Annotated in this window: 25 protein-coding genes; 18 read left to right on the forward strand and 7 right to left on the reverse strand. The window is 57.3% G+C overall.

The window, feature by feature from the left end; translation table 11 throughout:
• Positions 1-7 precede the first annotated feature (7 nt).
• The gene (gene hslO / locus H598_RS0108655; RefSeq protein WP_028112668.1) at positions 8-871 is read right to left on the reverse strand and encodes an Hsp33 family molecular chaperone HslO; all 864 of its coding nucleotides are present in this window, start codon (positions 869-871) and stop codon (positions 8-10) included.
• A gap of 13 nt (positions 872-884) precedes the next feature.
• Positions 885-1,289: a ribosome-associated heat shock protein Hsp15 gene (gene hslR / locus H598_RS0108660; RefSeq protein WP_028112669.1), complete on the reverse strand. Its 405-nt coding sequence runs from the start codon at positions 1,287-1,289 to the stop codon at positions 885-887.
• Between the two features lie 258 nt (positions 1,290-1,547).
• On the opposite strand from hslR, the gene gspC reads away from it, so the two are divergent.
• From gspC to cysQ, 14 genes are all read left to right on the forward strand, one after another.
• Complete coding sequence (gene gspC, locus H598_RS0108665; RefSeq protein ID WP_028112670.1) at positions 1,548-2,474, forward strand: type II secretion system protein GspC; 927 nt, start codon at positions 1,548-1,550, stop codon at positions 2,472-2,474.
• A 20-nt stretch (positions 2,475-2,494) separates the two neighbouring features.
• The gene (gene gspD, locus H598_RS23805; RefSeq protein WP_051252602.1) at positions 2,495-4,663 is read left to right on the forward strand and encodes a type II secretion system secretin GspD; all 2,169 of its coding nucleotides are present in this window, start codon (positions 2,495-2,497) and stop codon (positions 4,661-4,663) included.
• Between the two features lie 3 nt (positions 4,664-4,666).
• Positions 4,667-6,238 (forward strand): type II secretion system ATPase GspE, encoded by a 1,572-nt coding sequence (gspE, locus tag H598_RS0108675; protein WP_028112671.1) that lies wholly within the window; start codon positions 4,667-4,669, stop codon positions 6,236-6,238.
• Between the two features lie 3 nt (positions 6,239-6,241).
• Positions 6,242-7,459 (forward strand): type II secretion system inner membrane protein GspF, encoded by a 1,218-nt coding sequence (gene gspF / locus H598_RS0108680; RefSeq protein ID WP_028112672.1) that lies wholly within the window; start codon positions 6,242-6,244, stop codon positions 7,457-7,459.
• Positions 7,460-7,480: 21 nt separating this feature from the next.
• On the forward strand, positions 7,481-7,918 hold the full coding sequence (gene gspG, locus H598_RS0108685; protein ID WP_028112673.1) for a type II secretion system major pseudopilin GspG: 438 nt from the start codon (positions 7,481-7,483) through the stop codon (positions 7,916-7,918).
• The gene (gene gspH / locus H598_RS0108690; RefSeq protein ID WP_028112674.1) at positions 7,918-8,502 is read left to right on the forward strand and encodes a type II secretion system minor pseudopilin GspH; all 585 of its coding nucleotides are present in this window, start codon (positions 7,918-7,920) and stop codon (positions 8,500-8,502) included. The genes gspG and gspH overlap by 1 nt, the downstream gene beginning before the upstream one ends.
• Complete coding sequence (gspI, locus tag H598_RS0108695; RefSeq protein ID WP_028112675.1) at positions 8,499-8,867, forward strand: type II secretion system minor pseudopilin GspI; 369 nt, start codon at positions 8,499-8,501, stop codon at positions 8,865-8,867. The genes gspH and gspI overlap by 4 nt, the downstream gene beginning before the upstream one ends.
• Complete coding sequence (gspJ, locus tag H598_RS0108700; protein ID WP_028112676.1) at positions 8,848-9,573, forward strand: type II secretion system minor pseudopilin GspJ; 726 nt, start codon at positions 8,848-8,850, stop codon at positions 9,571-9,573. Before gspI ends, gspJ begins: the two co-directional genes overlap by 20 nt.
• A gap of 2 nt (positions 9,574-9,575) precedes the next feature.
• Positions 9,576-10,568: a type II secretion system minor pseudopilin GspK gene (gene gspK / locus H598_RS0108705; RefSeq protein ID WP_156896983.1), complete on the forward strand. Its 993-nt coding sequence runs from the start codon at positions 9,576-9,578 to the stop codon at positions 10,566-10,568.
• On the forward strand, positions 10,565-11,764 hold the full coding sequence (gene gspL / locus H598_RS0108710) for a type II secretion system protein GspL (RefSeq protein ID WP_028112678.1): 1,200 nt from the start codon (positions 10,565-10,567) through the stop codon (positions 11,762-11,764). The genes gspK and gspL overlap by 4 nt, the downstream gene beginning before the upstream one ends.
• Positions 11,761-12,237 carry a type II secretion system protein M gene (locus tag H598_RS0108715; protein WP_084144392.1) on the forward strand — a complete coding sequence of 159 codons (477 nt, stop codon included), beginning with the start codon at positions 11,761-11,763 and terminating at the stop codon, positions 12,235-12,237. Before gspL ends, H598_RS0108715 begins: the two co-directional genes overlap by 4 nt.
• A 1-nt stretch (position 12,238) precedes the next feature.
• Entirely contained in the window at positions 12,239-12,991 is a 753-nt protein-coding gene (locus tag H598_RS0108720; protein WP_028112680.1) for a type II secretion system protein N, read from the forward strand.
• Positions 12,992-13,106: 115 nt separating this feature from the next.
• Positions 13,107-13,658, forward strand: coding sequence for an ADP compounds hydrolase NudE (gene nudE / locus H598_RS0108725; RefSeq protein ID WP_028112681.1), 552 nt, complete (start codon positions 13,107-13,109; stop codon positions 13,656-13,658).
• A gap of 25 nt (positions 13,659-13,683) precedes the next feature.
• Positions 13,684-14,496 (forward strand): 3'(2'),5'-bisphosphate nucleotidase CysQ, encoded by an 813-nt coding sequence (gene cysQ, locus H598_RS0108730; RefSeq protein WP_028112682.1) that lies wholly within the window; start codon positions 13,684-13,686, stop codon positions 14,494-14,496.
• Positions 14,497-14,523: 27 nt separating this feature from the next.
• Here cysQ and mnmH read toward each other — a convergent pair whose 3' ends face one another.
• On the reverse strand, positions 14,524-15,621 hold the full coding sequence (gene mnmH / locus H598_RS0108735) for a tRNA 2-selenouridine(34) synthase MnmH (protein WP_028112683.1): 1,098 nt from the start codon (positions 15,619-15,621) through the stop codon (positions 14,524-14,526).
• The gene (selD, locus tag H598_RS0108740) at positions 15,621-16,661 is read right to left on the reverse strand and encodes a selenide, water dikinase SelD (RefSeq protein WP_028112684.1); all 1,041 of its coding nucleotides are present in this window, start codon (positions 16,659-16,661) and stop codon (positions 15,621-15,623) included. Before selD ends, mnmH begins: the two co-directional genes overlap by 1 nt.
• 275 nt (positions 16,662-16,936) lie before the next feature.
• Here selD and H598_RS0108745 point away from each other — a divergent pair, with 275 nt between their 5' ends.
• Positions 16,937-18,238 (forward strand): endonuclease/exonuclease/phosphatase family protein, encoded by a 1,302-nt coding sequence (locus H598_RS0108745; protein ID WP_028112685.1) that lies wholly within the window; start codon positions 16,937-16,939, stop codon positions 18,236-18,238.
• A gap of 24 nt (positions 18,239-18,262) precedes the next feature.
• On the opposite strand, the gene H598_RS0108750 is transcribed toward H598_RS0108745, so the two are convergent.
• Positions 18,263-19,132, reverse strand: coding sequence for an alpha/beta fold hydrolase (locus H598_RS0108750; protein ID WP_028112686.1), 870 nt, complete (start codon positions 19,130-19,132; stop codon positions 18,263-18,265).
• 7 nt (positions 19,133-19,139) lie between these two features.
• Entirely contained in the window at positions 19,140-20,261 is a 1,122-nt protein-coding gene (locus H598_RS0108755) for an acyl-CoA desaturase (protein WP_028112687.1), read from the reverse strand.
• A gap of 145 nt (positions 20,262-20,406) precedes the next feature.
• Between H598_RS0108755 and fabR the strand changes: the two genes are divergently transcribed.
• Together fabR and H598_RS0108765 are read left to right on the forward strand one after the other, a co-directional pair.
• The gene (gene fabR, locus H598_RS23810; RefSeq protein ID WP_051252604.1) at positions 20,407-21,048 is read left to right on the forward strand and encodes an HTH-type transcriptional repressor FabR; all 642 of its coding nucleotides are present in this window, start codon (positions 20,407-20,409) and stop codon (positions 21,046-21,048) included.
• An 86-nt stretch (positions 21,049-21,134) separates the two neighbouring features.
• A complete protein-coding gene (locus H598_RS0108765; RefSeq protein WP_028112688.1) occupies positions 21,135-21,851 on the forward strand; it encodes a hypothetical protein in 717 nt (238 codons plus the stop codon).
• 66 nt (positions 21,852-21,917) lie between these two features.
• Here H598_RS0108765 and trmA read toward each other — a convergent pair whose 3' ends face one another.
• The gene (gene trmA / locus H598_RS0108770; protein WP_028112689.1) at positions 21,918-23,018 is read right to left on the reverse strand and encodes a tRNA (uridine(54)-C5)-methyltransferase TrmA; all 1,101 of its coding nucleotides are present in this window, start codon (positions 23,016-23,018) and stop codon (positions 21,918-21,920) included.
• Positions 23,019-23,153: 135 nt separating this feature from the next.
• On the opposite strand from trmA, the gene murI reads away from it, so the two are divergent.
• Positions 23,154-23,921, forward strand: a complete 768-nt coding sequence (gene murI, locus H598_RS23815; protein WP_035415731.1) for a glutamate racemase — start codon at positions 23,154-23,156, stop codon at positions 23,919-23,921.
• Positions 23,922-24,322 lie beyond the last annotated feature (401 nt).

The following is a 24,322-nucleotide window of genomic DNA, read 5'->3' on the forward strand; positions in this document are numbered from 1 at the left end:
GAATCTATCAGTGTTGTTGGTCAGACTGGGGGGCGCTGCCGGACCACAGCGCTTCCAGATCGATGCGATCGAAGCGGTAATTTTCGCCACAGTAGTCGCAATGGATGTTGATCTGACCCTGTTCCTCGACGATCTCCAGCAGCTCATCCTTGTGCAGGCTGGCCAGGGCGTTGAGGCTGCGCTGCTTGGAGCAGCCGCACTTGAAGCTGACGTCGGTGGCGTCAAACAGGCGCACCTGCTCCTGGTGGTAGAGGCGATGCAGTACCTGTTCTGCCTCCAGGCCAAACAGCTCGTCGGCTTTGACCGTGTCGGTCAGGGACTCCAGGTGCTCGAACTCCACATCCTGCTCTTTGTCGCTCTGAGGCAGGACCTGCAGCAGCATGCCGGCGGCGTTAACGCCATCGGCGTGCAGCCACAGTCGGGTCTTCAACTGCTCCGACTGGGCGAAGTACTGCTCCAGGCAGCCGGCGACGCTGTCTTCGCTGAGGCCAACGATGCCCTGATAGCGTTCGCCGTCGGTGGGGGTGATGGTGATCACCAGCTGGCCGGTGCCAATCAGCTCACGCAAGTCCTGCTGCTGCGGCTCCCCTTCCCAGCGAGCGATGGCGCGCAGTTGCTGGTTGTGATTGCCATTGACGGCCACCAGGCTGATGGGGCCGTTGCCCTGCAGTTGAACCGCAATTTCGCCTTCGAACTTCAGGATGGCGGTCAGTAGAGAGGTCGCGGCCAGCATTTCACCCATCAGGGTGGCGACCTGCTTGGGGTAGGGTTTGCCGGCCAGCATTTGCTGGTAGCTGTCTTGCAGCTGCACGATCTCACCACGGACGTCGGCTTGCTCGAACAGGTAGCGGTGTAATTTGTCTTGGCTCATGATGGTCTCTCGTTTACTGCTGTTTCAGCTTCATGATTTGGCGGCGTTGTTTTTTGTCGGGGCGAACCGAGGGGTTGGCCATTCCGGCTGCCAGGATGTGTCGAGATGTGGAGGCGGCCTGGCGTTTTTTCAAGCTTTGTTCGGTCTCAAGATACATTTCTTGAGCCAAAGGGGCGGATAACCGCTTCTCGGACAGGCCCTTTATTTCCACTTCTTTTTCATCATGCCCTTGCCATAGTTTTATCATTCCGCCGATAGAAACCTGACGACTGGGCTTGCATCTTTGGCCGTTATAGTGGACTTTTCCTCCACTGACCATTTCCTGAGCCAGAGCCCGGGTTTTGTAAAAACGTGCGGCCCACAGCCATTTATCCAGGCGGACAGCAGTAATTTCTGTATTGGTACGTTTTTTGGTCATGGTCAGTGTCAGATTATGAAAAGAGTGACATAACGGCAGTTTTTAAGATCAAAAACTGGGGAGGCCTCACAGCGTGATGCGGTCGCCAAAGGTAGCATAATTGGTCAAATTTGACCATTATTCGCCTATCTACTTTTATTGTCCAAGTATTATGCTTGTTCGTACGGCAGACCGTGGGTTAGCATGAATATTTGTGAAATTTCTTTCTAAATGAACTCGATAATGCTGCTGGCTGGATGAGTAAAGAGCACTAATAATATGGATTATCTGCAGCAAGGGCTTCACGGTCTTGCAAAACTGCCACAAGCGGCCATTGCCCGCGTTCTTACCCTGTTGTTGGCTGTCTATGCCATCTATATCGCGTCTCAGTTGACCTGGATGTTGGTGCCTGAGACTCAGGAACAGGCGGCGGTATGGCGACCGTCGGTGCAACAGTCCGGCCAGAGCGGGGCGTTGGACTTGACCCCGGTGCAACGGTTGTCGCTGTTCGGCGATGTTGATAAGAGTAAAGAATCCAGCAAACCTAAGCCGGTGGACACCAGCCTGATCACCGATGCTCCTAAAACCACCCTGCGCATTTTGTTGACCGGCCTGGTGGCCAGTTCCGAGCAGGAGCGTGGCATCGCGGTGATCGAAAGTGCCGGCAGCCAGGAAACCTATGGCATCGGTGACAAGATTAAGAGCACTTCGGCCAGCCTGCACGAAGTGTATGCCGATCGCGCCATTATTGTGAATCGCGGTCGCTACGAAACCCTGATGCTGGACGGCATCGAATACAGCAAAACCATCTCCGAAGAGACCAAGAGGCTGAAGACCCGTTCTTCCGAGCCGCGGACTCAGGATATGCGCAATAATAATAAGGTGTCGGCGCAACTGGACGCCGCCCGCACGGATCTGCTGACCGATCCCGGTAAGCTGACCGACTACATCTCAATCAGTCCGGTGAAAGCGGACGGTGGCCTGAAAGGTTATCGCCTGAATCCCGGTAAAGACCGCGCCCTGTTTACCGATGCCGGATTGAAATCCGGTGATCTGGCGGTGGCCATCAATGGATATGATCTCACCCAGATGTCGGAGGCGATGCAGTTACTGGCGGAGTTGCCGGAGCTGACGGAAATGGCCGTGATGGTGGAGCGTGAAGGTCAACTTACTGAAATTATGTTTAGCCTGCCCAACCAAAAATGATCGAGGCTATGGGGAATACAATGAAGACACACACACGCCGAACGCCTTGGATTCGCAATCGCATTGCTGCGGGTCTGATTGCCGGAGCTTCGATTTTTGCCATGGGTACGCCGGTGATGGCGGCTCAGTATGCGGCCAATTTTAAAGGGACAGACATTCAGGAATTTATCAATATTGTTGGTAAAAACCTGCAAAAAACCATCATCGTCGATCCGACGGTGCGCGGTAAAATCAATGTCCGCAGTTACGACCTGCTTAACGACGATCAGTATTACCAGTTCTTCCTCAGTGTGCTGCAGGTGTATGGCTACGCCGTGGTCGAAATGGACGGCGACATCATCAAGGTAATCAAGGGCAAAGACGCCAAGAACGCCAACATTCGCGTCGCGGACGAAGAACGCCCCGGTGCCGGCGACGAAATGGTGACCCGCATCGTGCCGCTGTACAACGTCGAAGCCAAACAGTTGGCACCGCTGCTGCGCCAGCTCAATGACAACAGCGGCGGCGGTAACGTCGTTAACTACGATCCTTCTAACGTACTGATGATCACCGGCCGTGCCGCGGTGGTGAACAAGCTGGTGGAGATCGTCAAGCGGGTCGATCTTCAGGGCGACACCAAGGTTCAGGTGGTGAAGCTGCAGTACGCCTCGGCGGCGGAGATGGTTCGCATCATCGATGCCTTGTACCGCAGTGGCGGCCAGCAAGGCAATGCCAGTGGCAGCATTCCCAAGGTGGTGGCCGATGAGCGCACCAACTCAGTGGTGGTCAGTGGCGACGAGAAGGCCCGCAAGCGGGCGGTGCAGTTGGTGCACTCACTGGATCAGGATATGCGCAACTCAGGGAACACCCAGGTGTTCTACCTCAAGTACGCCCAGGCGGAGGAGTTGCAAGAGGTGTTGTCCGGCTTTGCCGACAGCCTGGAGAAGGCCGACGAGGCCTCTAAGGGCAGCAGCCGTTCCGGCAGCAAGAGCCAAGGCATCACCATCATGGCCCACGCCGATTCCAATGCCCTGGTGATCAACGCCCAACCGGATCAGATGCAGGAGCTGTCGAGCGTGATTCGTCAGCTGGACATTCGCCGCGCCCAGGTGCTGGTGGAAGCGATCATCGTCGAGATCGCCGAAGGCGACGACATCGCCTTTGGGGTGCAGATGTACTCCGAGGCCGGTGGCCTGACGCAGTTTAACAATGGTACCGGCGTCACCATCGGTGAGATCGGTGCCGGCCTGTGGGATGCGCGCGATCAGCCAGGTAGCACGGTATGTACCGGTGTCGATGGCCAGAACTGTACCACCAACCCGGATACCGATGGCGATATCTCCACCCTGGCTGCGGCATTGGCCAAGGTCAACGGCATGGCCTGGGGTGTGCAGTTTGGTGACTTTGGGGCCTTGCTGCAGGCGGTGGCATCGGACACCAACTCCAACGTCCTGGCGACCCCGAGCATCACCACCCTGGACAACCAGGAAGCCAGCTTTATTGTCGGCGATGAGGTGCCGGTGATCACCGGTTCCGCTGCCAGCTCCGGCAACGACAACCCGTTCCAGACTGTAGAGCGCAAAGAGGTGGGCATCAAGCTGACCGTGCGGCCTCAGATCAACGAGGGTGACGCGGTGCAGATGGAGATCGTTCAGGAGACCTCCAACGTCAATGGCCGCACCTCGGTGGACGTGACCTTCGGTAAGCGTGAGCTGAAAACCACGGTTCTGGCGGATTCCGGCGAGACCATCGTCCTCGGTGGCTTGCTGAACGAAGACGTGCAGGAGAGTGTTTCCAAGGTGCCTTGGCTCGGTGACATCCCGTATCTGGGGGCGCTGTTTACCTCCACCAGCTCCAAGAAGACCAAGCGCAACCTGATGATCTTCATCAAGCCGACCATCATCCGTGATGGGGTCACCATGAATGGCCTGTCCGGTCGCAAGTACAACTACATCCGCGCCGAGCAGTTGGCTCAGGATGAAGAGGGCGTGGCACTGATGCCGTACACTCAGGTACCGGTATTGCCAGAATGGGTCCAGCCTCAGAACCTGACCCCGGAAGCCAAGGCGATTCTGGACAACTACCAGAACGGCAATGACATGAATACGCCGATTCGTGATGACAGTGGCTGGATGAACGAGCAACTGGATAGCCTCAAGAAAGACAAGACCAATGGCCTGGGCACCGACGTGCCGCCGGTCAAGGAGTAATTCATGAGTGAGTCGACCCACAATGACGCACTCGAGCAGGCTTTAGAGCAGGCGGAACTGGACACCGAAGCGGTGGCGGCAGATGTCGACACCGACGACGAGTTGGACGCGGGTGGTCAGCGCCTGCCGTTTGCCTTTGCCCGCCGTTTCAGCCTGGTGCTGGATGAGCTGGAGTCCGGCGAGCTGGTGCTCAGCTATGGACCGGATTGCACGCCCAAGGCGATGCTGGAGGCCCGCCGCATTGCCGGTGGCGTCATCAAGCTGCAACCCTTGGATCAGACCGCCTTCGAGCTGAAGCTGACCGAGGTGTACCAGCAGGACAGCTCCGAAGCCCAGCAGCTGATGGAAGACATCGGCAAGGACGATGATCTGACCTCGTTGGCGGATGAGTTGCCGGAAACCGAAGACCTGTTGGATGCCGAGGACGATGCGCCGATAATTCGGTTGATCAACGCCCTGCTGTCGGAAGCGATCAAGGTTGGTGCGTCGGACATTCACGTCGAAACCTACGAGAAAGAGTTGGTGGTGCGGTTCCGCGTCGACGGCGTACTGCGTGAAGTGCTGAAACAACAGCGCAAGATCAGCTCGTTGCTGGTGTCGCGAATCAAGGTAATGGCCCGTCTCGACATCGCCGAGAAGCGGGTGCCTCAGGATGGTCGTATCTCGTTGCGCATTGGCGGCCGGGCCGTGGATGTGCGAGTGTCTACCATGCCTGGATCTCGCGGTGAGCGGGTGGTGCTGCGTCTGTTGGATAAAAACCAGGCGATGCTGAACCTCAAACAACTGGGGATGAGCAAGCCGATTCGGGACCAGTTCGATGAATTGATCCGCAAGCCTCACGGCATTTTGCTGGTCACCGGCCCCACCGGCTCTGGTAAGTCCACCACCCTGTATGCCGGTCTGACCGAAATCAACAGCCGCGACCGCAACATCCTGACCGTCGAAGATCCCATCGAATACGAAATCGAGGGCATCGGCCAGACTCAGGTGAATACCAAAGTTGACATGACCTTTGCCCGCGGCCTGCGGGCGATTCTGCGTCAGGATCCGGACGTGGTGATGGTGGGTGAGATTCGGGACTTGGAAACGGGTTCCATTGCGGTTCAGGCGTCTCTGACCGGTCACCTGGTGATGTCGACGCTGCACACCAATACCGCCGCCGGTGCCATTACCCGATTGCAGGACATGGGGGTGGAGCCGTTCCTGGTGTCCTCTTCGTTGCTGGGCGTATTGGCGCAGCGATTGATCCGGACTCTGTGCAAAGAGTGTAAGCAGCCCCATGAAACCAATGCCCGTGAGATGGATCTGCTGGGGCTGTCTCAGCCAGCCACCATCTATCGAGCCTGTGGCTGTGACGCCTGTAACCAGACCGGTTACCGTGGTCGGACCGGTATCCATGAATTGCTGGTGGTGGACGACGCCATCCGCGAATTGATTCATGGTGGCCGCGGTGAACTGGCCATCGAGAAATACGTTCGCCAGTCGGTGCCGTCCATTCGCGCCGACGGTTGCTTTAAAGTGCTTGAGGGCCAGACCACCTTGGAAGAGGTGCTTCGGGTCACTCGGGAGGAGTAAAGCATGGCGGCGTTTGAATATAAGGCCATGGACAGCCGTGGCCGGCAGGTGAAAGGGGTAATCGAAGCCGATACCGCCCGCCAGGCCCGCAGTCAGCTGCGTGAAAAGCAGTTGGTGCCACTGGACATTCAGGTGGCCGCGGCTCGGGAAAAGAGCAAGCAGACGGCTTCCTTCACCTTGTTTAAACACAAGCTGTCCACGTCGGACCTGGCGATGCTGACGCGGCAACTGTCGACGCTGGTGGCCGGTGGCCTGCCTATCGAAGAAGCGCTGAAGGCGGTTGCCGAACAGAGTGAGCAGCCGAAAACCAAAAGCATGGTGATGTCGGTGCGCTCCAAGGTGGTGGAAGGTTACTCGCTGGCCGAGTCGATGCGCGAATTCCCCCACATCTTCGACGAGTTGTATGTGGCCATGGTGGCCTCCGGTGAGAAATCCGGCCACCTGGAAGTGGTGCTGGAGCGGTTGGCCGACTACAAGGAGCGCCAGCAGGAACTCAATTCCAAACTGATTCAGGCCATGGTCTACCCCATCATCCTGACTCTGGTGGCCATCGGCGTGGTGTCTTTCCTGTTGGTGGCGGTGGTGCCTCAGGTGGTAGAGCAGTTCAGCTCCATGGGCCAGTCGCTGCCGTGGACCACCCAGCTGTTGATCGATTCCTCGGAATTTTTACAGAACTGGGGCCTCTATATACTAGGGGTGATCCTGGTGGCGGTGATCGGCTTTAAGCAGTCGCTGCGCAATCGGGACCTGAAGGTGAAATGGCATACTACGGTGTTGAAATTGCCGGTGGTAGGCCGGGTCGCCCGCGGCCTGAATACCGCCCGCTTCGCCCGGACCCTGAGCACCCTGTCGGCGTCGGGGGTGCCGTTGCTGGAAGCGATGAGCATCGCTTCGGACGTGTTGCTGAACCTTAGGGTGCGCGACGCCGTTGCCGAAGCCACCACCAAGGTTCGTGAAGGGGCCAGCCTGCGCGCCTCCCTGCAGCACACCAAGCTGTTTCCGCCGATGATGTTGCATATGATTGCCTCCGGTGAGAAATCCGGTGAGCTGGACAACATGCTGGCTCGGGCCGCCGACAACCAGGACCGGGAGTTTGAAACCCTGGTCAGTGTGGCTCTGGCGGTGTTGCAGCCGTTGATCGTGGTGACCATGGCCGGCGTGGTGCTGTTTATTGTGGTGTCCATCATGCAACCGATGATGGCAATGAATACCCTAATTTAATTACGTCTTTAGAGGTCAGAAATGAGAAACAAACATAACCGTCAACGCGGTTTTACCCTGCTGGAAGTGATGGTGGTACTGGTGATCATCGGCATTATGGCGTCGATGATTGCCCCCAACCTGATGGGCTCCAAGGACAAGGCTGACATTCAGAAGGCGGTGGCGGACATCGTGTCGCTGGAAAACGCCATGGACATGTACCGCCTGGACAACAACATCTACCCCACCACCGAGCAGGGGGTGACTGCGTTGGTGAACCGCCCCAACTTCTCCCCGGAGCCACGCAGCTACCGTGAAGGTGGTTACATCAAGCGCCTGCCTAAGGATCCCTGGGGCAACGATTACGTGTTGCTGAGTCCAGGCGAGAAAGGTCGCTTTGACCTGTGCTCTGCCGGTCCGGACTTCCAGCTCGGTTCTGAAGATGACATCTGCAACTGGAACCTGACGGACTACCAGTAATGCGGATCTCGCCTCGGCACCAGTCGGGATTTACCCTGCTGGAGATCATGTTAGTGCTGGTGCTGATTGGGGTGGCCGCCATGTCGGTGACCCTGACGGTGGGCGGCGATCCACGCCAGGAGGCGTTGGATAAGGCCGCCAATGAGTTTGCTTCTGTGGTGTCCATGGCTCTGGAGGAGTCGGTGCTGTCCGGTCAGGAAGTGGGCGTGGTGGTGGAAGAGGATCACTATTTCTTTGCCCGCTTCAATGTCGATAAGGACGACTGGGAACCGCTGCAGGCGGAACGCCTGTACCGGGAGCGGCAGATGCCGGAAGGGGTGCTATTGAGCCTGTCTATTGAAGGCATGCCGCTGGCACAGTCCGATGAAGAGGATGAGAGCGAGTTCGGCTTGGATGAATCGCTGTTTGAAAAATCGGACGAGGAGAGGAAAAACAATCCTGAGCCGCAACTGTTGATCCTGCCCTCCGGGGAGATCACCCCATTCTCCCTCCAGTTTGAAGACGACACGGTGCGTCCCACCCTGATGATTGAACTGGAAGGCAATGCCATCGGTGACATCGTACGCCTGGAGGAGGAGCAGTGAAGCACCGCGGCTTTACCCTGTTGGAGGTGATGGTGGCCCTGGCGGTATTTGCCATGGCCGCGATTGCGGTGGTCAAGAGCGCCGGTGAGCAACTGGCGGCGGTGCCGATACTGCGAGAGAAAACGTTTGCCACCTTTGTGGCTCACAACCGCATGGTGGATGCGCGGTTGGAATCGGCGTTCCCCGAGCTGGGTAACAGTAAAAAGGGCCGGGTAGAACTGGCAGACCAGCAGTGGTACTGGCGCCAGGAAGTGATCAAGACCGGTGACGAGGAGTTCCGGGCCATTCGAATTAAAGTCAGCCTGGATCCTGGTTTTGACCCCATCATCAGCGAGGTGACCACCTATGTGGCCAAACCGGACTAAGGTCTCCGGCTTTACCCTGCTGGAGATGCTGTTGGCGATGGCGATCTTTGCCCTGCTTGGGGTGGCCACGGCCGGGGTGTTGACCAATGTGCTGTCGGTGAATGAGACCAGCGAGACTCACCATCTGCGGCTAAAGCAGGTTCAGCGGGCCATGTCGCTGATGCAAAGGGATTTTGAGCAGATGGTCATGCGTCCGGTCCGCGGCGAAGGCGCCGAGCCCAGCGATTCTAACTATCAGTTTGGCGATGGCTGGATCGACTCCGATGCCGACGGCATCAGTTTTTACCGATTGGGGTGGCTTAACCCCAGAGGCCAGCTGCCACGAGGCACCTTGCAGCAAGTGGGCTACCGGTTGCAGGAGAATCAACTGCAGCGGTTGCATCACATCTATCCGGATCCCATAGAGGGAGACGATCCCCAGGAACTGGTGTTGCTGGACAAGGTGGTGGATCTGAAATTTGCCTTCTATGTGGACGACAAATGGCAGACCAAACTCAATGGCAGCCCGCTGGCCCGGGCGGTGTCGGTAAAGATGGAGTTGGAAGATTTTGGCGAAGTGGAGCGTCGTTTCCTGCTGCCGGATGGCGTCGGCAGTGCGCAGAATGACGACAGTAACGGCGGCAATAATAACGGTGGCAACAACGGCGGCAGTAATGGCGGCGATAATGGTGATAACAACTCCGGCGGCAACGAGGAGGGCAACTGAGGGTGAAACGACAACAGGGCATCGCCCTTCTCACCGTGTTGCTGGTGTTGGCCGTGATGACCACCATCGCCGCTTCGTTCAGCGAACGCAGCCGATTGGCGGTGCGACGCACGGTCAACCATAACCAGTATGAGCAGGCCTATTGGTTTGCCCTGTCGGCGGAGGAGTTGGCCAAGCGAGCGCTGAAGCAGGATATGGAAGACGCCGACGGCACCGTCCACCTGCAGCAGTATTGGGCCACCGCCGATGTGATCTACCCGGTCGAGGGCGGTCAGATCATCGGTCATCTGGATGACATGCGCAGCTGTTTTAACATCAATGCGTTGTCTCAGGGGTTAACCGACGACGAGAAAAAGGCCAATCCGAACCAGAAGCCGATGGTGCAGAAGCAGTTTCAGGCGATGTTGGAAGACATCGGGTTTGATCTCTACATGGCGGAGATGGCGGCGGAGCGACTGCACGATTACCTGGATGCGGATGACCGTACTCAGGGCAGCTATGGTGCCGAAGACGCGGACTACGAAGCGAGGGAAGTGCCCTACCGTGCCGCCAACCAGCCAATGTGGCACCACAGCGAGATGCGGGCGGTACTGGGGATCAGCCAGCCGATGTACAAAGCGCTCAAGGATTACGTGTGCGTGATCCCCGGGGATTCGACTCAGATCGTGAACGTTAACACCGTGCCGGTAGAACGGGCGTCGTTGCTGGTGGGCATGTTCAATGGTGAGCTGAGTCGTTCACAAGTGGAAGATTTGATTGGCAACCGTCCCCAGGACGGTTGGGAAAGCATTGACAAGTTTTGGGAAGAATCGGCGGTGCAGGGTGTCAAGCTGGATGACAAAGCCAAGAGCAGCTTTGTGGTCGACAGCAGTCATTTTCGATTCCGTGGCGCCGCCAAGGTGGATAACACCATCTTCCGGCTTGAGAGTATTTTACAGCGGTCGGGAGGCACCCAATTTGTGGTGTTGACCCGACAGTATGGAGGCCAACAGTGAGCGAACGATTAGTGGTGCGTCTGGGCGAGCGTGCCGATGCGCCCATTAGCTGGATAACCTGGTCAGAGGAGCAGCAGGCGGTCATTGGATCCGGGGTGTTGCGCAATGCCTCGGCTCTGTCCAGCCTGACTGAGCGAGCCGGCGGTCGGCCGGTGGATGTATTGGTGGACTCCAGTGCCTTGACCCTGACTCAGGTGACCCTGCCCGCCAAGATGGCCCGTCAGGCCATTAAGGGCCTGCCGTTTATGCTGGAGGATGAGCTGGCCGAAGACGTGGATAAGCTCCATTTTGTCACCGGCGAGCGTGACGGTGACGAGTTGGCGGTCAGCGTGGTCAGTCATCAGCAGATGGCGACCTGGTTAAACTGGCTCGGCGATGCCGAACTGGTGCCGAATCGCATCGTGCCGGACGTGCTGGCCCTGCCGTGTCCCTCTGCCTGCAGCGGTGCAGTGATGCAGTTGGAACAGCAATGGCTGTGCCGATTTGGCCTGGGGGGCAGTTGCATCGATCTGGACTGGTTGCCGATGGTGGCCGCCGAACATGCAGATACCGAGCAGCCGACGGCCATCGCCACCTTTACCCCGGCACCGGCGGCCATCGACGGCATCGACTGGCAATATCAGCAGTTGGAACTGCCGATGCAGGTATTGGCTCAGGGTATGGCCCAGTCGCGTTGCAACCTGCTCAGCGGTGAGTATGCCCCCAAGCGTGAATATGGCCGGGTCTGGCAGATCTGGGGCAAGGTGGCGGCGGTGGCGGTGGTGACCCTGTTATTGTCCATTGCCTATCAGGGCATGCAGTGGTATCAGCTCGACAGTAAGCGGGCGGCGGTCCGGGCCGAGTCCGATGCCATCTACAAGCGACTGTTCCCCAACGAGCGGGTGAACGCGGCGCTGCATCCAAGTCAGCTGATGGCGTCTAAGGTGCGCTCCCTGGGCGGTGGCAGTCAAAAGGGGCAGTTGCTGACCATGTTTGTGCAGTTGCAACCGGCCTTTGCCGCCATTCCCGATCTGAAGCCGGTGTCGCTGCGCTACAACGCCGATCGTGGCGAGATCAGATTGCAGGTTAATGCCAAGAGTTTCGCTCAGTTTGAACAGTTTCAGCAGCACGCCGGTGGCCAGTTTGTGGTGGAAACCGGGGCGATGAACAATGAGGAGCAGGGGGTCAGTGGCGCCCTGACGGTGAGGACACGATGATGGCAGCAGTGAAACTCTGGTGGAGTAAATTGAATCCCCGTGAGCGGCAGATGCTGACTCTGGCGGCGCCGTTTCTGGTGGTCGGGCTGTTCTATTGGATGGTCTGGCAACCTCTGGGCAGCGCGGTGACTCAGGCCGAGCGCGGTCTCAAATCGGAGCAGGCCAAACTGGCCAGCCTGAAGGCCGATGCCAGTCGTTACCTGAATCAAAAGTCCGGCAGTGGCACCCAGGCGCGAGGCAGCCTGAGTCAGTTGGCTACCGAGAGTGCCAGACAGTTTGCCCTGTCCATCGATCGCATGCAGCCCCAGGGCGACAAGTTGCAGGTGTGGCTGGATGAGAGCAGTTTTGATGGTTTGTTGAATTGGTTGTCCTTCCTGTCTGAGCAAGGGGTACGGGTGGAAGCGCTGGATCTGTCCAGAGCCGATACCAATGGCAAGGTAGAAGTTCGGCGCTTACAGCTGGTGAAGGGGTAACATGCGTTTTGTAAAATATGGCGTCGCCGCACTGGCGTTGTACATTGTGTTCCTGGTGATTACGGTGCCGGTCTCTGTGGTCTGGCAGTGGGCGCCCAAACCCAAAGGGGTGCAGGTGCAGGGGCTGGACGGCAGCCTGTGGCAGGGCCGGGCTGCAACCCTGACGGTGTCGGGACGAACCCTGGAAAACCTCAGTTGGAACGTGGCTCCCTGGTCACTGCTGCAAGGGAAAGTGGAAGCGGCGGTGTCGGTGAATGGCGCAATCAGTGGTCGCGGTACCGTGGCTTATGGCCTGTCTGGGCTGGAGGTACAAGGCCTGCGTTTGGACAGTCCGGTTTCGGTGCTGGTGGGCAAACGACGGTTGCCGTTTCGAACCCAGGTGGCGGGTGACATCAACCTCAACCTGGCCGATGCTGCCCAGGGGCAGCCTTGGTGTGAGCGCCTCGATGGTCGCTTGATGGTCCAGCAGTTGGATGTGAATAATCAGTTCGGCCAGTTTCCTCTGGGCAACCTCAGCAGTAAGCTTAGCTGTCAGCAGGGCAATCTGATGTTGACCATGACCGAGCAGGACAATCGCATTGGCGTCTCCGGAACCGCCATGTTGAAAGCCAACATGCAGGTCGAGCTGGATGCTCGAATTCGGGCAACCGACAGTCAACCGGAAGCACTGACCAAGTCTCTGGGTTTTCTGGGTCAGGCGGATGCCAGTGGCGCTTATCCGCTGCAGTACTCGGGTCGCATCCCCGGGTTTTAGGTCGGGTTTGTCACTACAGGGTCGCTTCGGCGGCCCTTTTTATTATGTGACCAATATCAAATCGGCAGGCGAATGTGTATGCTAATCCCATACGCAACCCTGAATCCTGGAATCCATGAGTTCGCAACAAAAACCGCAGATTATCCACACCGAACTGGTGGCCAAGAGCCGATTGTTTCGGGTCGAGCAGGTCCATCTCAAATTCAGTAATGGCGTCGAGCGCGTGTATGAGCGGATGCAGGGCGGATCCCGTGGCGCGGTAATGGTGGTGCCGATGCTGGATGAGCACACCGTGTTGCTGGTCAAGGAGTACGCCGTTGGCACCGAGACCTATGAACTGGGTTTTGTGAAGGGGCTGATTGATCCTGGCGAAGATGCGCTGCAGGCCGCCAACCGTGAACTGCAGGAGGAGGCCGGTTTTCAAGCCGAACGGCTGACGCCACTGATGGAAGTGGCCTTAGCGCCTGGTTACTTTTCAAGCAAAATGAATATCTTGCTCGCTCAAGGACTGACGCCCAGCAAGTTAGAAGGGGATGAGCCTGAACCGCTGGAACTGGTGCCCTGGCCCATTGCCGATCTGGACGGGTTGTTGGCGCGCGCGGATTTCTCCGAATCCCGAGCGATCAGCGCCTTGTTTTTAGCGAGAAAAGCGCTGAAACTTAGTTAGAGATTTGCCGCGGTAGGTAGAGGTTGTGGAAAGAGATAACACGCTGTTAGAACCCGTCATTGAGATTGCGCGTCAGGCTGGCGAGCAGATTCGAACGATTTACGAACACGGTCATTATCAAGAGATCACCAAATCCGACAACACCCCGGTGACCAGCGCCGACCTTGCCGCCCATGAGCTGATCGTGGCGGCCCTGACCAAACTGGCGCCGGAGATTCCGATCCTGTCGGAGGAAGACGCCGACATTCCATTGAGTGACCGCCAAGGCTGGGGGCGTTACTGGTTGATCGATCCTCTCGATGGCACTCAGGAGTTTATCGCTGGCAGTGGCGACTTCGCGGTAAACATCGCCCTGATTGACAATCACGTGCCGGTGATGGGGGTGGTGTACGCACCTATCTCTCAGGTGTGCTACTTTGCCGTGCAAGGTATGGGAGCGTTTAAGCGCGCCAATGGCGTTAACAGCGCCATTCACAGTCGTGAGGCCTCTCAGGTTGATAAGGAGATGGTGATCGCCGTCAGTCGCCGTCAGCGTCTGGAAGCGGTAACCGATCTGCTGGAGCCCGGACGCAATTACCGCTTTGTGCCCTTTGGCAGCGCATCGCTGAAGAGTTGTATGGTGGCCGAAGGGGAAGCGGACGTGTATTTGCGCCTGGGGCCGACCGGCGAGTGGGACACCGGGGCATCGCAGTGCATTGTCGAGCAGGCCGGCGGCCGGATTCTGGATATCGATCTGCAGCCATTGTCCTACAATGAGCGCGAGAGCCTGGAAAATCCCAACTATCTGGTTATGGGGGCACCAACGCTACCCTGGCGAGAGATACTGCAGCACGGATAAAAAAACGGCCCTCGGGGCCGTTTTTTGTTACTGGTGCCTGGCCTTGTGATCCAGCCATTGGTGGACAGCTTGATGGTCTCCCTGGAAGACCACCCGTTGCCGTCGTTTCTCCAGTTGATGACGGTACATGGGGTCGTAGTAATCCTGCAGCAGAGAGTCGATCCATTGTCGGTGACCGTCCATATCGCCACTGGGCTGACGCTGCAGCGCCAACTCCATGACGCCGCGAAGTTGGCGGTATTTTTGATCGCCCAGACGTTTTTGTATTCGGTCCAGTGCGCCCAGCAGATGGTTCTGGAAGTTGGCGTAACCAAGCTCCTGGCCGTCCCTGTCGATGAAGGCAGTGGCCATGTCGGTGACATAATCACGCAAAATTCGTTCGATGCGGTCGTGGTGTGACACTTCCAGCAGTACCAGTGGCGCTGCCTGCATGCGCTCGTGCATCTCCAGGGGTAACGACACTCGGCCGATAAGACGGCTCTCATCCTCCAGCACCAGTTGACGGTGGTGTTGCTGATGCTGCATCAGCGCCACCGCGAGGGCGTTTTCAAAATTGATCTGCACCGGTTGTTCGGTGATTTGACGGCCAAAGCTGGAACCCCGGTGGTTGGCCAACCCCTCCAGATCCACCATATCCTGGCGACACTTTAGGAAGTCGGTCTTACCGCAACCGGTCATGCCACCGATGATCCACATCGGCGTGTGCGCGGTGATGGTGTCAGTCTGGGTCATCAGGAAGCTGCGCATCGCCTTGTAGCCGCCCTCAATATAGGGGCGCTGGTGTCCGGCTTCGGCAATCCATTCCTGGCTTAGCTGGCTTCTGAGACCGCCGCGAAAGCAATACAGGTAGGCATCCGGGTGGCACTCAATGAACTCTCGCCAGGCGTGTTGTCGCTGAGCCTTGACCTTGCCATGAACCAGTTTATGGCCCAGTTCAATCGCCGCCATTTGACCCTGTTTCTTGTAACAGGTGCCTACGGCGGCGCGCTCTTGGTCGGTCATTAGAGGCAGGTTGACGCTGTTGGGGAAGGCGCCTTTGGCAAACTCCACCGGCGATCGCAGATCGATCAGCGGACGGTCGGAGAGCAGGATGTCACGGTAGTGTTCGGCACTGACGGTGGCCATTATTCAGTTACCTCGATGCGGCCTTCACCCTGGGGCTCGGCCAGGGTGCCGATGGGGTGCAGGGGCAGATTGGCGGCAGCCAGCAGGGCTTCGACCTGGGCAATCGCCTTAGGCTCCACCGCAATCAGCAGGCCACCGGAGGTTTGGGGGTCGCACATCAGGGTGCGGCTGCGCGGGTCCAGGGTCGGCAGTTTGTGGCCGTAACTGTCGAAATTGCGACCGGCACCGCCAGGGACGCAGCCCTGAGCCAGGTAGTGGTCGACCTGATCCAGCAGTGGCAATTTGGACAGAGACACCCGGGCTTTGAGGTTGGCGCCTTCGCACAGTTCGATCAGGTGGCCGGCCAGGCCAAAACCGGTGACGTCGGTCATGGCGCAGACACCGTCGATCTGTGCCAACTCGGCACCGATGGTGTTGAGCTGGCACATGGCTTCCACGGCGATGCCGTCGTGCTCTGGTGCCAGTTTCTTCTGTTTCTGAGCCGTGGTCAGAATGCCGACGCCCAGGGGTTTGGTCAGGTACAGGGTGCTGCCTGCGGTGGCAGTGTCGTTACGCTTAAGCTGGGACAGGGGCACCTGCCCGGTGACCGCCAGACCGAAAATCGGCTCTGGGGCGTCGATGGAATGGCCTCCGGCCAACATGATGCCGGCGTCGCGACAGGCGGCGCGGCCGCCTTCAATCACCTGTTGCCCCACCTCGGCTGGCAACAGGTTGACTGGCCAGCCGAAAATGGCGATGGCCATGATGGGTCGACCGCCCATGGCATAGATGTCGCTAATGGCATTGGTGGCGGCGATGCGGCCAAAGGTGAAGGGGTCATCGACGATGGGCATGAAGAAGTCGGTGGTGCTGATGATGCCTGTGGTGCCGTCGAGATCGTAGACGGCGGCGTCATCGCGGCTGGCATTGCCGACCACCAGACGCTGGTCATCAAAGGGCGTCAACTGACTGGCCAGTAAGGTATCCAATACCTTAGGGGAGATCTTGCATCCGCATCCCGCGCCGTGGCTGTATTCCGTCAGTTTGATGGGAGTGGTCATCGTCGTTCGCCTGTTTCGGTTTTGGTGGAAATGGCACTGATGATACCCCATGCGAAGGCCAAGGGAATCCATGTTGGCGCAGATTCTCACGATTAAATTCGATTGTTATTGCTTTCTTACTCTTGCTCAAATTACTTAGGTGCTGGATTTTAAAGGAAAATCGGTTTCCCGGTAAACATTTTCATCACAAATGCGCATCATTTATGTCCTTGATTTTATTCATGTTTGGTCGTAATTTGAGCGGCAGTCCCATTAATCCAGTCAAGAGACTCCCGATGAATTTGAAACCCATGTTAGCGGTGACCACGGCGCTGTGGCTCAGCGCTTGCGGTGATTCCAGCGGCACCAATGATTTCAGCGACACCATCCGCTTTGCCACCTACCATGCCGATATGGAGTTTTCCGATTACAACCAGGCGTTGAGTGAAACCGGCAGCGGTAACGAGCAGCGTCTGCAGAATGTGGCTGAAGTGATTCAACGGGCCAAGCCGGATGTGCTGCTGCTGACCGGGTTCTCCGGTGCCGACGGACTCGGTGGTGAAGAGTATCGCAAGCGGGCTCTGGAGCTGTTTGTCAGTGAGTATCTGAATCAGGCACAGGATCCGGACCTGGAGCCGGTCAGCTACCCCTATCTGTACTTGGCCACCAGTAACTCCGGCATTCCGGTGCTCGATGATCTGAATAAAGATGGCTCGGCGCCAGGCACCCTGCCGTTCGACGCCAAAGGCTATGGTCACTATGCCGGTGAGAAGAGTTTTGCGCTGCTGTCCCGCTATGCGCTGGATGAAAACAACGTTCGTACCTACCGGCAATTGGAGTGGAAAAAGGTGCCGACCGCCGATGGTCAGCAGAAGCCTCAGGACGGCAGTGGCAATGATTGGTTTGCCACCGACACCTGGAACAGCCTGCCATTGATGGACACCAACTTTGTCGACATTCCGATGAGACTGCCAGACGGTCGCATAGTGCAGCTACTAACAACCTACCTGGGAGAGCCGGCGGAGGTGGACGCTTCTAACCGAGCCTACATGCGTAATCGCGCCCAGGTGGAGTTTGTGGCCGATTACATCAGTCAGGATAACAACAACTACATCGTCAATGACGATGATAACAACCGTCGCATCACCGGGGGCTACGACAGCAGCCGTCCTTTCGTGTTGATGGGTAACTTCTACAACGATCATGAGGGGGCCTGGGCCCTGGGCGCCGATGGTACCCCCAGCTACCGTGCCGATTCCAGCGCCATGCGGACTCTGGTCAACTCCAGCACCCTGCACCGCTTTACCGGGGTGAACTGGGAGGCCCCCACCAGTGCTGCCGGGGTCGATTATGCCCAAACCACGGCCAGTACCCACAGCATGCCTGGCATCATTACTGGCCTGAATGCGCTGCGTAACGACTACATCATGTTGGAGCAGCAATTGAAGTTTGTTGATCAGGGTATCGTCTGGGCTCAGCTTGGCGACGACGGCGAGGCGCTGTTCTATCGGGACAATGGTCAGGGGCAGATGGTGAACGATCCCCAGGCCAGTTCCTCTCACCGTTTGGTGTGGATGGACGTCAGTTTTAGTCAGTAGACCAGAGCCACCCATTGCACAGGGTCAGCCAGCGGCTGGCCCTGTTTGTTTTTGGCTGCGGTTAATGAAGTCCCGCCAGTGGCTCAGTACCCGCTCGGGGGCTTCCAGCTGTGGGTAGTGGCCGACCCGATCCAGTTCGCTGATGTCGGCATTGGCGATCAGCTGCCGATAGCGTTGCACCAGAGTGTGGCCCGAGATGGGATCCTGAGTGCCATCGATCAGCTTCAGCGGCACCTGTGTGTCCACCAGCGCCTGGGTCCAGCGTTGCTGGTGCTGTCGGCGCTGAGCCATGTAATCCAGAATCGATGGCATCACTCGCCGCCCCTGATTGAACAGCAGCAATTGCCACAGGGTGTCCAGTTCGGCTGTGGTGGGTTTTTGATCACCCCAGATGCGATTAAGACTGGCGTCAAAACGGCGTCGGCCGAGAAACCGTATCAACAGCGGCCCCAGCGGTGAGGCCAGCAACGTCTGAATCTTCAGCGGCCGGTGGGCGTCGACAAACAGGCCGCCATTGAGGAAACAGCAACTGAGCCAGCGGTTCGGGTCGATGGCCAGCAGTTCCTGGGCCACGCTGTCGCCGTAATCGTGGGCCAGGATGTGGGCCTTGTCTATGGACAGCTGCTGCAGCAGAGCTTGCCAATCCCGAGCCTGATCGACGATGCGATAGCGATGGGGGTGCGGCTTGTCACTGAGGCCAAAGCCCAGCATGTCCATGGCGATGACCCGGTAGTCCCGGCTCAACTGCGGCAGCAGAGGGTGCCAGTCCCAACTGGCGGAGGGAAAGCCATGGATCAAAAGCAGGACCGGCCCCTGGCCTTGATCCAGATAGAAGCGCCGGTATCCGCCCTGATGGAACCAGCGGCCCTGCTGTTGCCACTGCTGCAGTGTCATGGCTGCATCAGCCGTTGGCCAGTGTGGCCGTTGCCAGTTGTTGCCGCAGTTTTAGCCATTGCTGCTGCTGTTCCTGCAGACACTGCTTCATCTCTTTCAACTGCGACTTGGCACTGCTGTCAAGATGCTGTCGCTTCTCTTTCAGCGTCTGCTGCTTGGCCTGATAATAAAGCTTCATTCGCTCCAGTACGCTCTGGTACTGATGCTCCAGTTTATTGAGCCACTCCTCCGGCAGTCCTCGATCCAGCAACATCGCCTTGCTCTGCTTCAGCTGCATCTGCAACTTGGCGGTTTCGATGCGTTCGGCCGGCACCTCCCTCAGGTTGGAGGCCAGTTTCAGCTTGGCCAGGGCGCCGATGAGCCATTTGGTCGGATCGAAATGGAACCAGCGAATGCCGTTGCGCCAGTCATACTCGAAGGTATGGTGGAAGTTGTGGTAGCCCTCTCCGAAAGTCAGCAGTGCAATGACGCCGTTGTCGCGGCTGGATTGTTTATCGCTGTAGGGCTGGCTGCCCCAGATATGGGCCAGGGAGTTAATAAAGAAGGTGCCGTGGTGCATCGCCACCAGTCGTACTACGCCGGCCATCAGGAAGGTGCCCCAGATGTCACCAATGAGCACGCCTGCCAGCAGTGGCAGGGCGATGTTGGTGGCTAATACCAAGACGGCATAATGTTTGTGTTGGAACATCACGATGGCATTTTTCTGTAGATCCCGGGCGTTACTGTAGTCCGGTTCGCCCTGATAATTTCGCAGCATCCAACCGATGTGGCTGTACCAGAAGCCACGGCTGGCGCTGTAGGGGTCTTTGGTGTCGTGATCCACATGCTTGTGATGGCGGCGGTGATCCGAGGCCCAGTGCAGGATGCTGTTTTGCAATGCCATGGCGCCGCCAATGGCCAGGAACCACTGTACGGCCGGGTGGGCCGCATAGGCCTTGTGGGACCAGAGGCGGTGATAGCCGGCGGTGATCGACAGGCCGTTCCAGGCCCACAACAGCACGGCCAGCACCAGGGTTTCAGTTTGGTAGCCGACCAGATACCCGTGCAGGGGCGCCAGGGTCAATGCGGCCAGGCCGGTGAGTCCGAAGATAAGGGCATTTAGTATGATCAGTGGCGGTTTAGGATTCATCCGTGATACTCATTCAGCTTACATCTGTGCGCTATTTTGGTGATCTTTGTCGAAGAACTCAAGCGGCAATTGATATAGGTCGCAGGTGAGCTTTGTCGACATTCAAGTTAGAATGGTCGACTTGTTCATTAAGGGTAGTAAATCAATGGGGATTCGAGCACAGCAAAAAGAGCGCACCCGGCGCGCATTGTTGGACGCGGCATTCAATCAGCTGAGTGCTGAGCGCAGCATCTCCAACTTGAGCCTGAGGGAAGTGGCCCGGGAAGCTGGCATTGCTCCAACCTCGTTTTATCGACACTTCAAGGATATGGAAGAGCTGGGCCTGACCATGGTGGACGAAGGGGGCCTGACACTGCGGCAACTGATGCGTAAAGGGCGGCAACGGGCAGAAGAGGGCGGCAGTGTCATTCGCGCTTCCATCGAGACCTTCATGGAGTTCATCGACAGCAACCCCAATGTGTTCCGTTTGCTGTTGCGGGAGCGCTCAGGCACCTCGGCGGCGTTCCGTGGTGCGGTGAACCGGGAGATTCGCCATTTCATCGATGAATTGAATCACTACCTTCAAGCCAAGGCCGGCCGTAGACCGGATCTGGCCTACGCTCAGGCCGAAGCGCTGGTGACGCTGGTGTTTGCCAGTGGTGCCGAAGCGCTGGATCTGAATAAAAAGGAGCGCCAGGCCCTGGCCGAGCGACTGATCATCCAGTTGAAGATGATCGCCAAAGGCTCGGAGTCTCTGCAGCGAAGTGGCCGGGAAAAAGACCTGGAACCTCAGGTTAATCAACTATAAATCAACGGTTTGACTTCCTTTTGTGATAGGCTTGACTGCATCAGTAATCGAGTTTTATTCACTTGCGCAATGAAAAGGAAGGGATTGTGAAGTTGAAACAACTGCAGGCTTTAGTGGTGTCTGTTGGGCTGAGTGTTGCAATCAGTGGCTGCACCGACTCGGCGGCGGCCGTAGAAGCGAATAATGCCGAAACATTTTGGATGGGAACGGTGTCGGTGGCGGGCTTTGGTCGTCAGGCGTGTGACCCCGGTTCCAGCTTTACTCGACCGGGGTATGCCCTAAAGACCGACAGTGGCCAACTGCTGCTCGGCGTTTTTTCCCCCTCTCTTAGCCCATCGGGTCTGACGCTGTCAGCGTCCAATCAACTGTTGCCTGTGGGGGATGAGAAGTCACCTCGACTGGCTCAGGTGCGTCAATCTGACAATGAGTTACAGGTGTCCGCGTTTGCCGATCGCTATTGCGGTTTCGATGCTGAGGTCAGTTCGCCGCAGACGATGATGGGGGTGGCACTTTGGAATGCCCGCATGGCCCGGTCCGATTCTCAGCCTATGGCGTTCAGTGCGCCACTGAGCAGCTGTACCTCTGACAGTTGCGTGGAGGTGGATGCCAATGGCGCGGTGGTGGTGTGCCATCAGGACACCTGTACCCAATGGGGCATTCTGGACTTGTCTACCTCGTCAACGGGCCGGCTGGCGTTCAGTGATCAGCCTGGCTTTCTGCAATACTACCGGATTCAGGATATCTGTTTGGGCATCGTTCACAGCGATGATGTCAACTTTGGTTTTATCGACACCTGCCGTTAGCACCAGGGTCACGGCAACGAAAAAGCGCAGCCTAAGGGCTGCGCTTTTTGTTGGGGCGGTTAGTGCTTACTTACGTTCCAGCAATACACCCGCTTCCATATGGTGGGTGTAGGGGAACTGATCAAACAGCGCCAGTCGGGTGATCTTGTGAGTCTGGCCCAGGGTTTGTAGGTTATCCAGCAGAGTCTCCGGGTTACAGGAGATGTAGAGGATGCGATCGTAACCCTGCACCATCTTCTCGGTAGCCTTATCCAGACCGGCGCGCGGCGGATCCACAAAGATGGTGTTGCAGTTAAAGGCGGTCAGATCGATGCCCTTCAGGCGACGAAACTCGCGGACGCCGTTCATGGCGTCGGTAAAGTCTTCGGCGGACATGCGAACGATGGTGACGTTGTCGATGTGGTTGGCGGCGATGTTGTGCTGAGCTGACTCGACCGAAGGCTTGGCCAGTTCGGTGGCCAGCACCCGCTCAAAGTTCTGTGCTAACGCCAGGGAGAAGTTGCCGTTGCCGCAGTACAGCTCCAGCAGATCGCCGCTGCTGTTTCGAGTACAGTCGACGGCCCACTCCAACATCTTTTCCGCTACCCGACCATTGGGCTGGGTAAAGCTGTTTTCAATCTGACGGTACTGCATCGGGGTGCCGTGAACCGTCAGGATCTCGTCGACGTAGTCTCGCTCCAGACAGATTTTCTGTTTCTTGGCCCGGCCAATGATGTCGACCTTATACCCCTGCTGCTGCCACTGTTGGCGCAACTCGGCAATGCCGGTTTCCCAGGCTTCATCCAATTGGCGGTGATACAGCATGGAGATCACCAACTCACCACTGAGGGAGGAGAGAAAATCCACCTGGAATAACTTGAAGCGCAGCGCCGGGAAAGGTTTGATGGCGGCCATTAACTTGGGCATAAAGGTATTGATGAGTTCACTGGCCGGCAGGAACTGATCGGTGCGGACTTTGCCCCCTTTCGCCTGATCAAACATGATGTAGTACAGGTCGTCGTCGTCGTGCCACACCCGGAACTCCGCGCGCATGCGGTAGTGGGATGGCTCGGAGGCAAACACCTCCAGGTCCGGAGCGTTAAAGGGCGCAAACATGGTGGTCATGCGCTCGCATTTTTGTGCCAATTGCTGATCGTAATTAGCTGGATCAAGAGCTTTCAGATCCATGGTGGTCTCCGGTAGCTGGGTAAAAGAGGGGGAATTCTAACCAAGCGCGACCGTAAGTCTAGTCCTCTTGGTAAATGACCGGCTCTGTGTGAAAATCATCAGCTGCCATTTTCGCGTTAGATGATCCAGATTTCCATGAGTTCGATACTGTTGTTTGATTCCGGTGTAGGCGGCTTGTCGGTTTATAGCCATATCAGGCAGGCGTTTCCCGCCTGGCCGATCCATTATCTGGCTGACAATGCACGCTTCCCTTATGGAGAGTTGGAAGATCAGGAGTTGGTGTCGGGTTGTGTGGCGTTGATTGATGACGCGGTGAATACCCTAAAACCGGCATTAGTGGTGGTGGCGTGCAATTCTGCCAGTACGTTGGCCCTGCCGGCATTGCGGCAAAGACTGTCGGTGCCGGTGATCGGGGTGGTACCGGCAATTAAACCGGCGGCCCAATTGAGCCGCCGCAAGGTGATCGGTTTGTTGGCCACCCCGGGAACGGTGTCCCGCTCCTATACGGATACCCTGGTGGATCAATTCGCTGCCGATTGTCGGGTACTGCGCCTGGGCAGCAGCGAACTGGTTCGGCTGTCCGAGGGCAAGCTCGCCGGCCAGGCCGTGCCGACCTCGACGCTGGCCGCCATTCTGCAGCCCTTTATGGCGGATGACGTTCGCCCCGATGTGGTGGTGCTGGGTTGCACCCACTTTCCTCTATTAAGAGCAGAGTTGTCTGCGGTGCTGGGGCCAGATGTGGCTCTGGTGGATTCCGGTGACGCCATTGCCCGCCGTGCGCAGACTTTACTTAGCCATCGGCTTGAGGCGCCGTTGTCGATACCAAATCGGTATTTGTGGAGCGGTGCTGCCCCTAGCATGGGGTTAAAACGGCTATTGAGGGGCTACGGGTTTGATCTTTAACCTGAATTTGTCTGCTTTTGAGGCTTTTAGGTCAGAATGATCACAAACGACCTTTTTTATCGAAAAACCCTCTTGCGTTCCGCTGGGGGCTCCCTATAATGCGCTTCCTGTCGACGGGGCACAGCGGCTTACTTCGTTAAGCACTGAGCAACAATTCGACACTCGGAAAAGCCTTTGAAAATAACGCTTGACGGGAAATGAGGAAAGCGTAAGATACGCACCTCGCTTCGCTACTCCAACGAGTTAGCAAGCAACGTTCTTTAACAATTAGTCAGACAATCTGTGTGGGCACTCGCGCAGGATTGATATCTCATATATCAATGTTGCACTGAGTGACTATAACAAGTTAATTCAGTAATTCATTGAGTCGAAGTTTTCGGACTTCAAAAAACTTTTTAATT

It is taken from the genome of Ferrimonas kyonanensis DSM 18153, from assembly GCF_000425405.1.
GTDB lineage: Bacteria > Pseudomonadota > Gammaproteobacteria > Enterobacterales > Shewanellaceae > Ferrimonas > Ferrimonas kyonanensis.

Bases quoted from the DNA above. Each gene is read 5' to 3' on its own strand.
- hslO (WP_028112668.1), bottom strand. From the start codon at position 871: ATGAGCCAAGACAAATTACACCGCTACCTGTTCGAGCAAGCCGACGTC.
- hslR (WP_028112669.1), bottom strand. From the start codon at position 1,289: ATGACCAAAAAACGTACCAATACAGAAATTACTGCTGTCCGCCTGGAT.
- gspC (WP_028112670.1), top strand. From the start codon at position 1,548: ATGGATTATCTGCAGCAAGGGCTTCACGGTCTTGCAAAACTGCCACAA.
- gspD (WP_051252602.1), top strand. From the start codon at position 2,495: ATGAAGACACACACACGCCGAACGCCTTGGATTCGCAATCGCATTGCT.
- gspE (WP_028112671.1), top strand. From the start codon at position 4,667: ATGAGTGAGTCGACCCACAATGACGCACTCGAGCAGGCTTTAGAGCAG.
- gspF (WP_028112672.1), top strand. From the start codon at position 6,242: ATGGCGGCGTTTGAATATAAGGCCATGGACAGCCGTGGCCGGCAGGTG.
- gspG (WP_028112673.1), top strand. From the start codon at position 7,481: ATGAGAAACAAACATAACCGTCAACGCGGTTTTACCCTGCTGGAAGTG.
- gspH (WP_028112674.1), top strand. From the start codon at position 7,918: ATGCGGATCTCGCCTCGGCACCAGTCGGGATTTACCCTGCTGGAGATC.
- gspJ (WP_028112676.1), top strand. From the start codon at position 8,848: ATGTGGCCAAACCGGACTAAGGTCTCCGGCTTTACCCTGCTGGAGATG.
- H598_RS0108715 (WP_084144392.1), top strand. From the start codon at position 11,761: ATGATGGCAGCAGTGAAACTCTGGTGGAGTAAATTGAATCCCCGTGAG.
- H598_RS0108720 (WP_028112680.1), top strand. From the start codon at position 12,239: ATGCGTTTTGTAAAATATGGCGTCGCCGCACTGGCGTTGTACATTGTG.
- nudE (WP_028112681.1), top strand. From the start codon at position 13,107: ATGAGTTCGCAACAAAAACCGCAGATTATCCACACCGAACTGGTGGCC.
- mnmH (WP_028112683.1), bottom strand. From the start codon at position 15,621: ATGGCCACCGTCAGTGCCGAACACTACCGTGACATCCTGCTCTCCGAC.
- selD (WP_028112684.1), bottom strand. From the start codon at position 16,661: ATGACCACTCCCATCAAACTGACGGAATACAGCCACGGCGCGGGATGC.
- H598_RS0108745 (WP_028112685.1), top strand. From the start codon at position 16,937: ATGAATTTGAAACCCATGTTAGCGGTGACCACGGCGCTGTGGCTCAGC.
- H598_RS0108750 (WP_028112686.1), bottom strand. From the start codon at position 19,132: ATGACACTGCAGCAGTGGCAACAGCAGGGCCGCTGGTTCCATCAGGGC.
- H598_RS0108755 (WP_028112687.1), bottom strand. From the start codon at position 20,261: ATGAATCCTAAACCGCCACTGATCATACTAAATGCCCTTATCTTCGGA.
- fabR (WP_051252604.1), top strand. From the start codon at position 20,407: ATGGGGATTCGAGCACAGCAAAAAGAGCGCACCCGGCGCGCATTGTTG.
- trmA (WP_028112689.1), bottom strand. From the start codon at position 23,018: ATGGATCTGAAAGCTCTTGATCCAGCTAATTACGATCAGCAATTGGCA.
- murI (WP_035415731.1), top strand. From the start codon at position 23,154: ATGAGTTCGATACTGTTGTTTGATTCCGGTGTAGGCGGCTTGTCGGTT.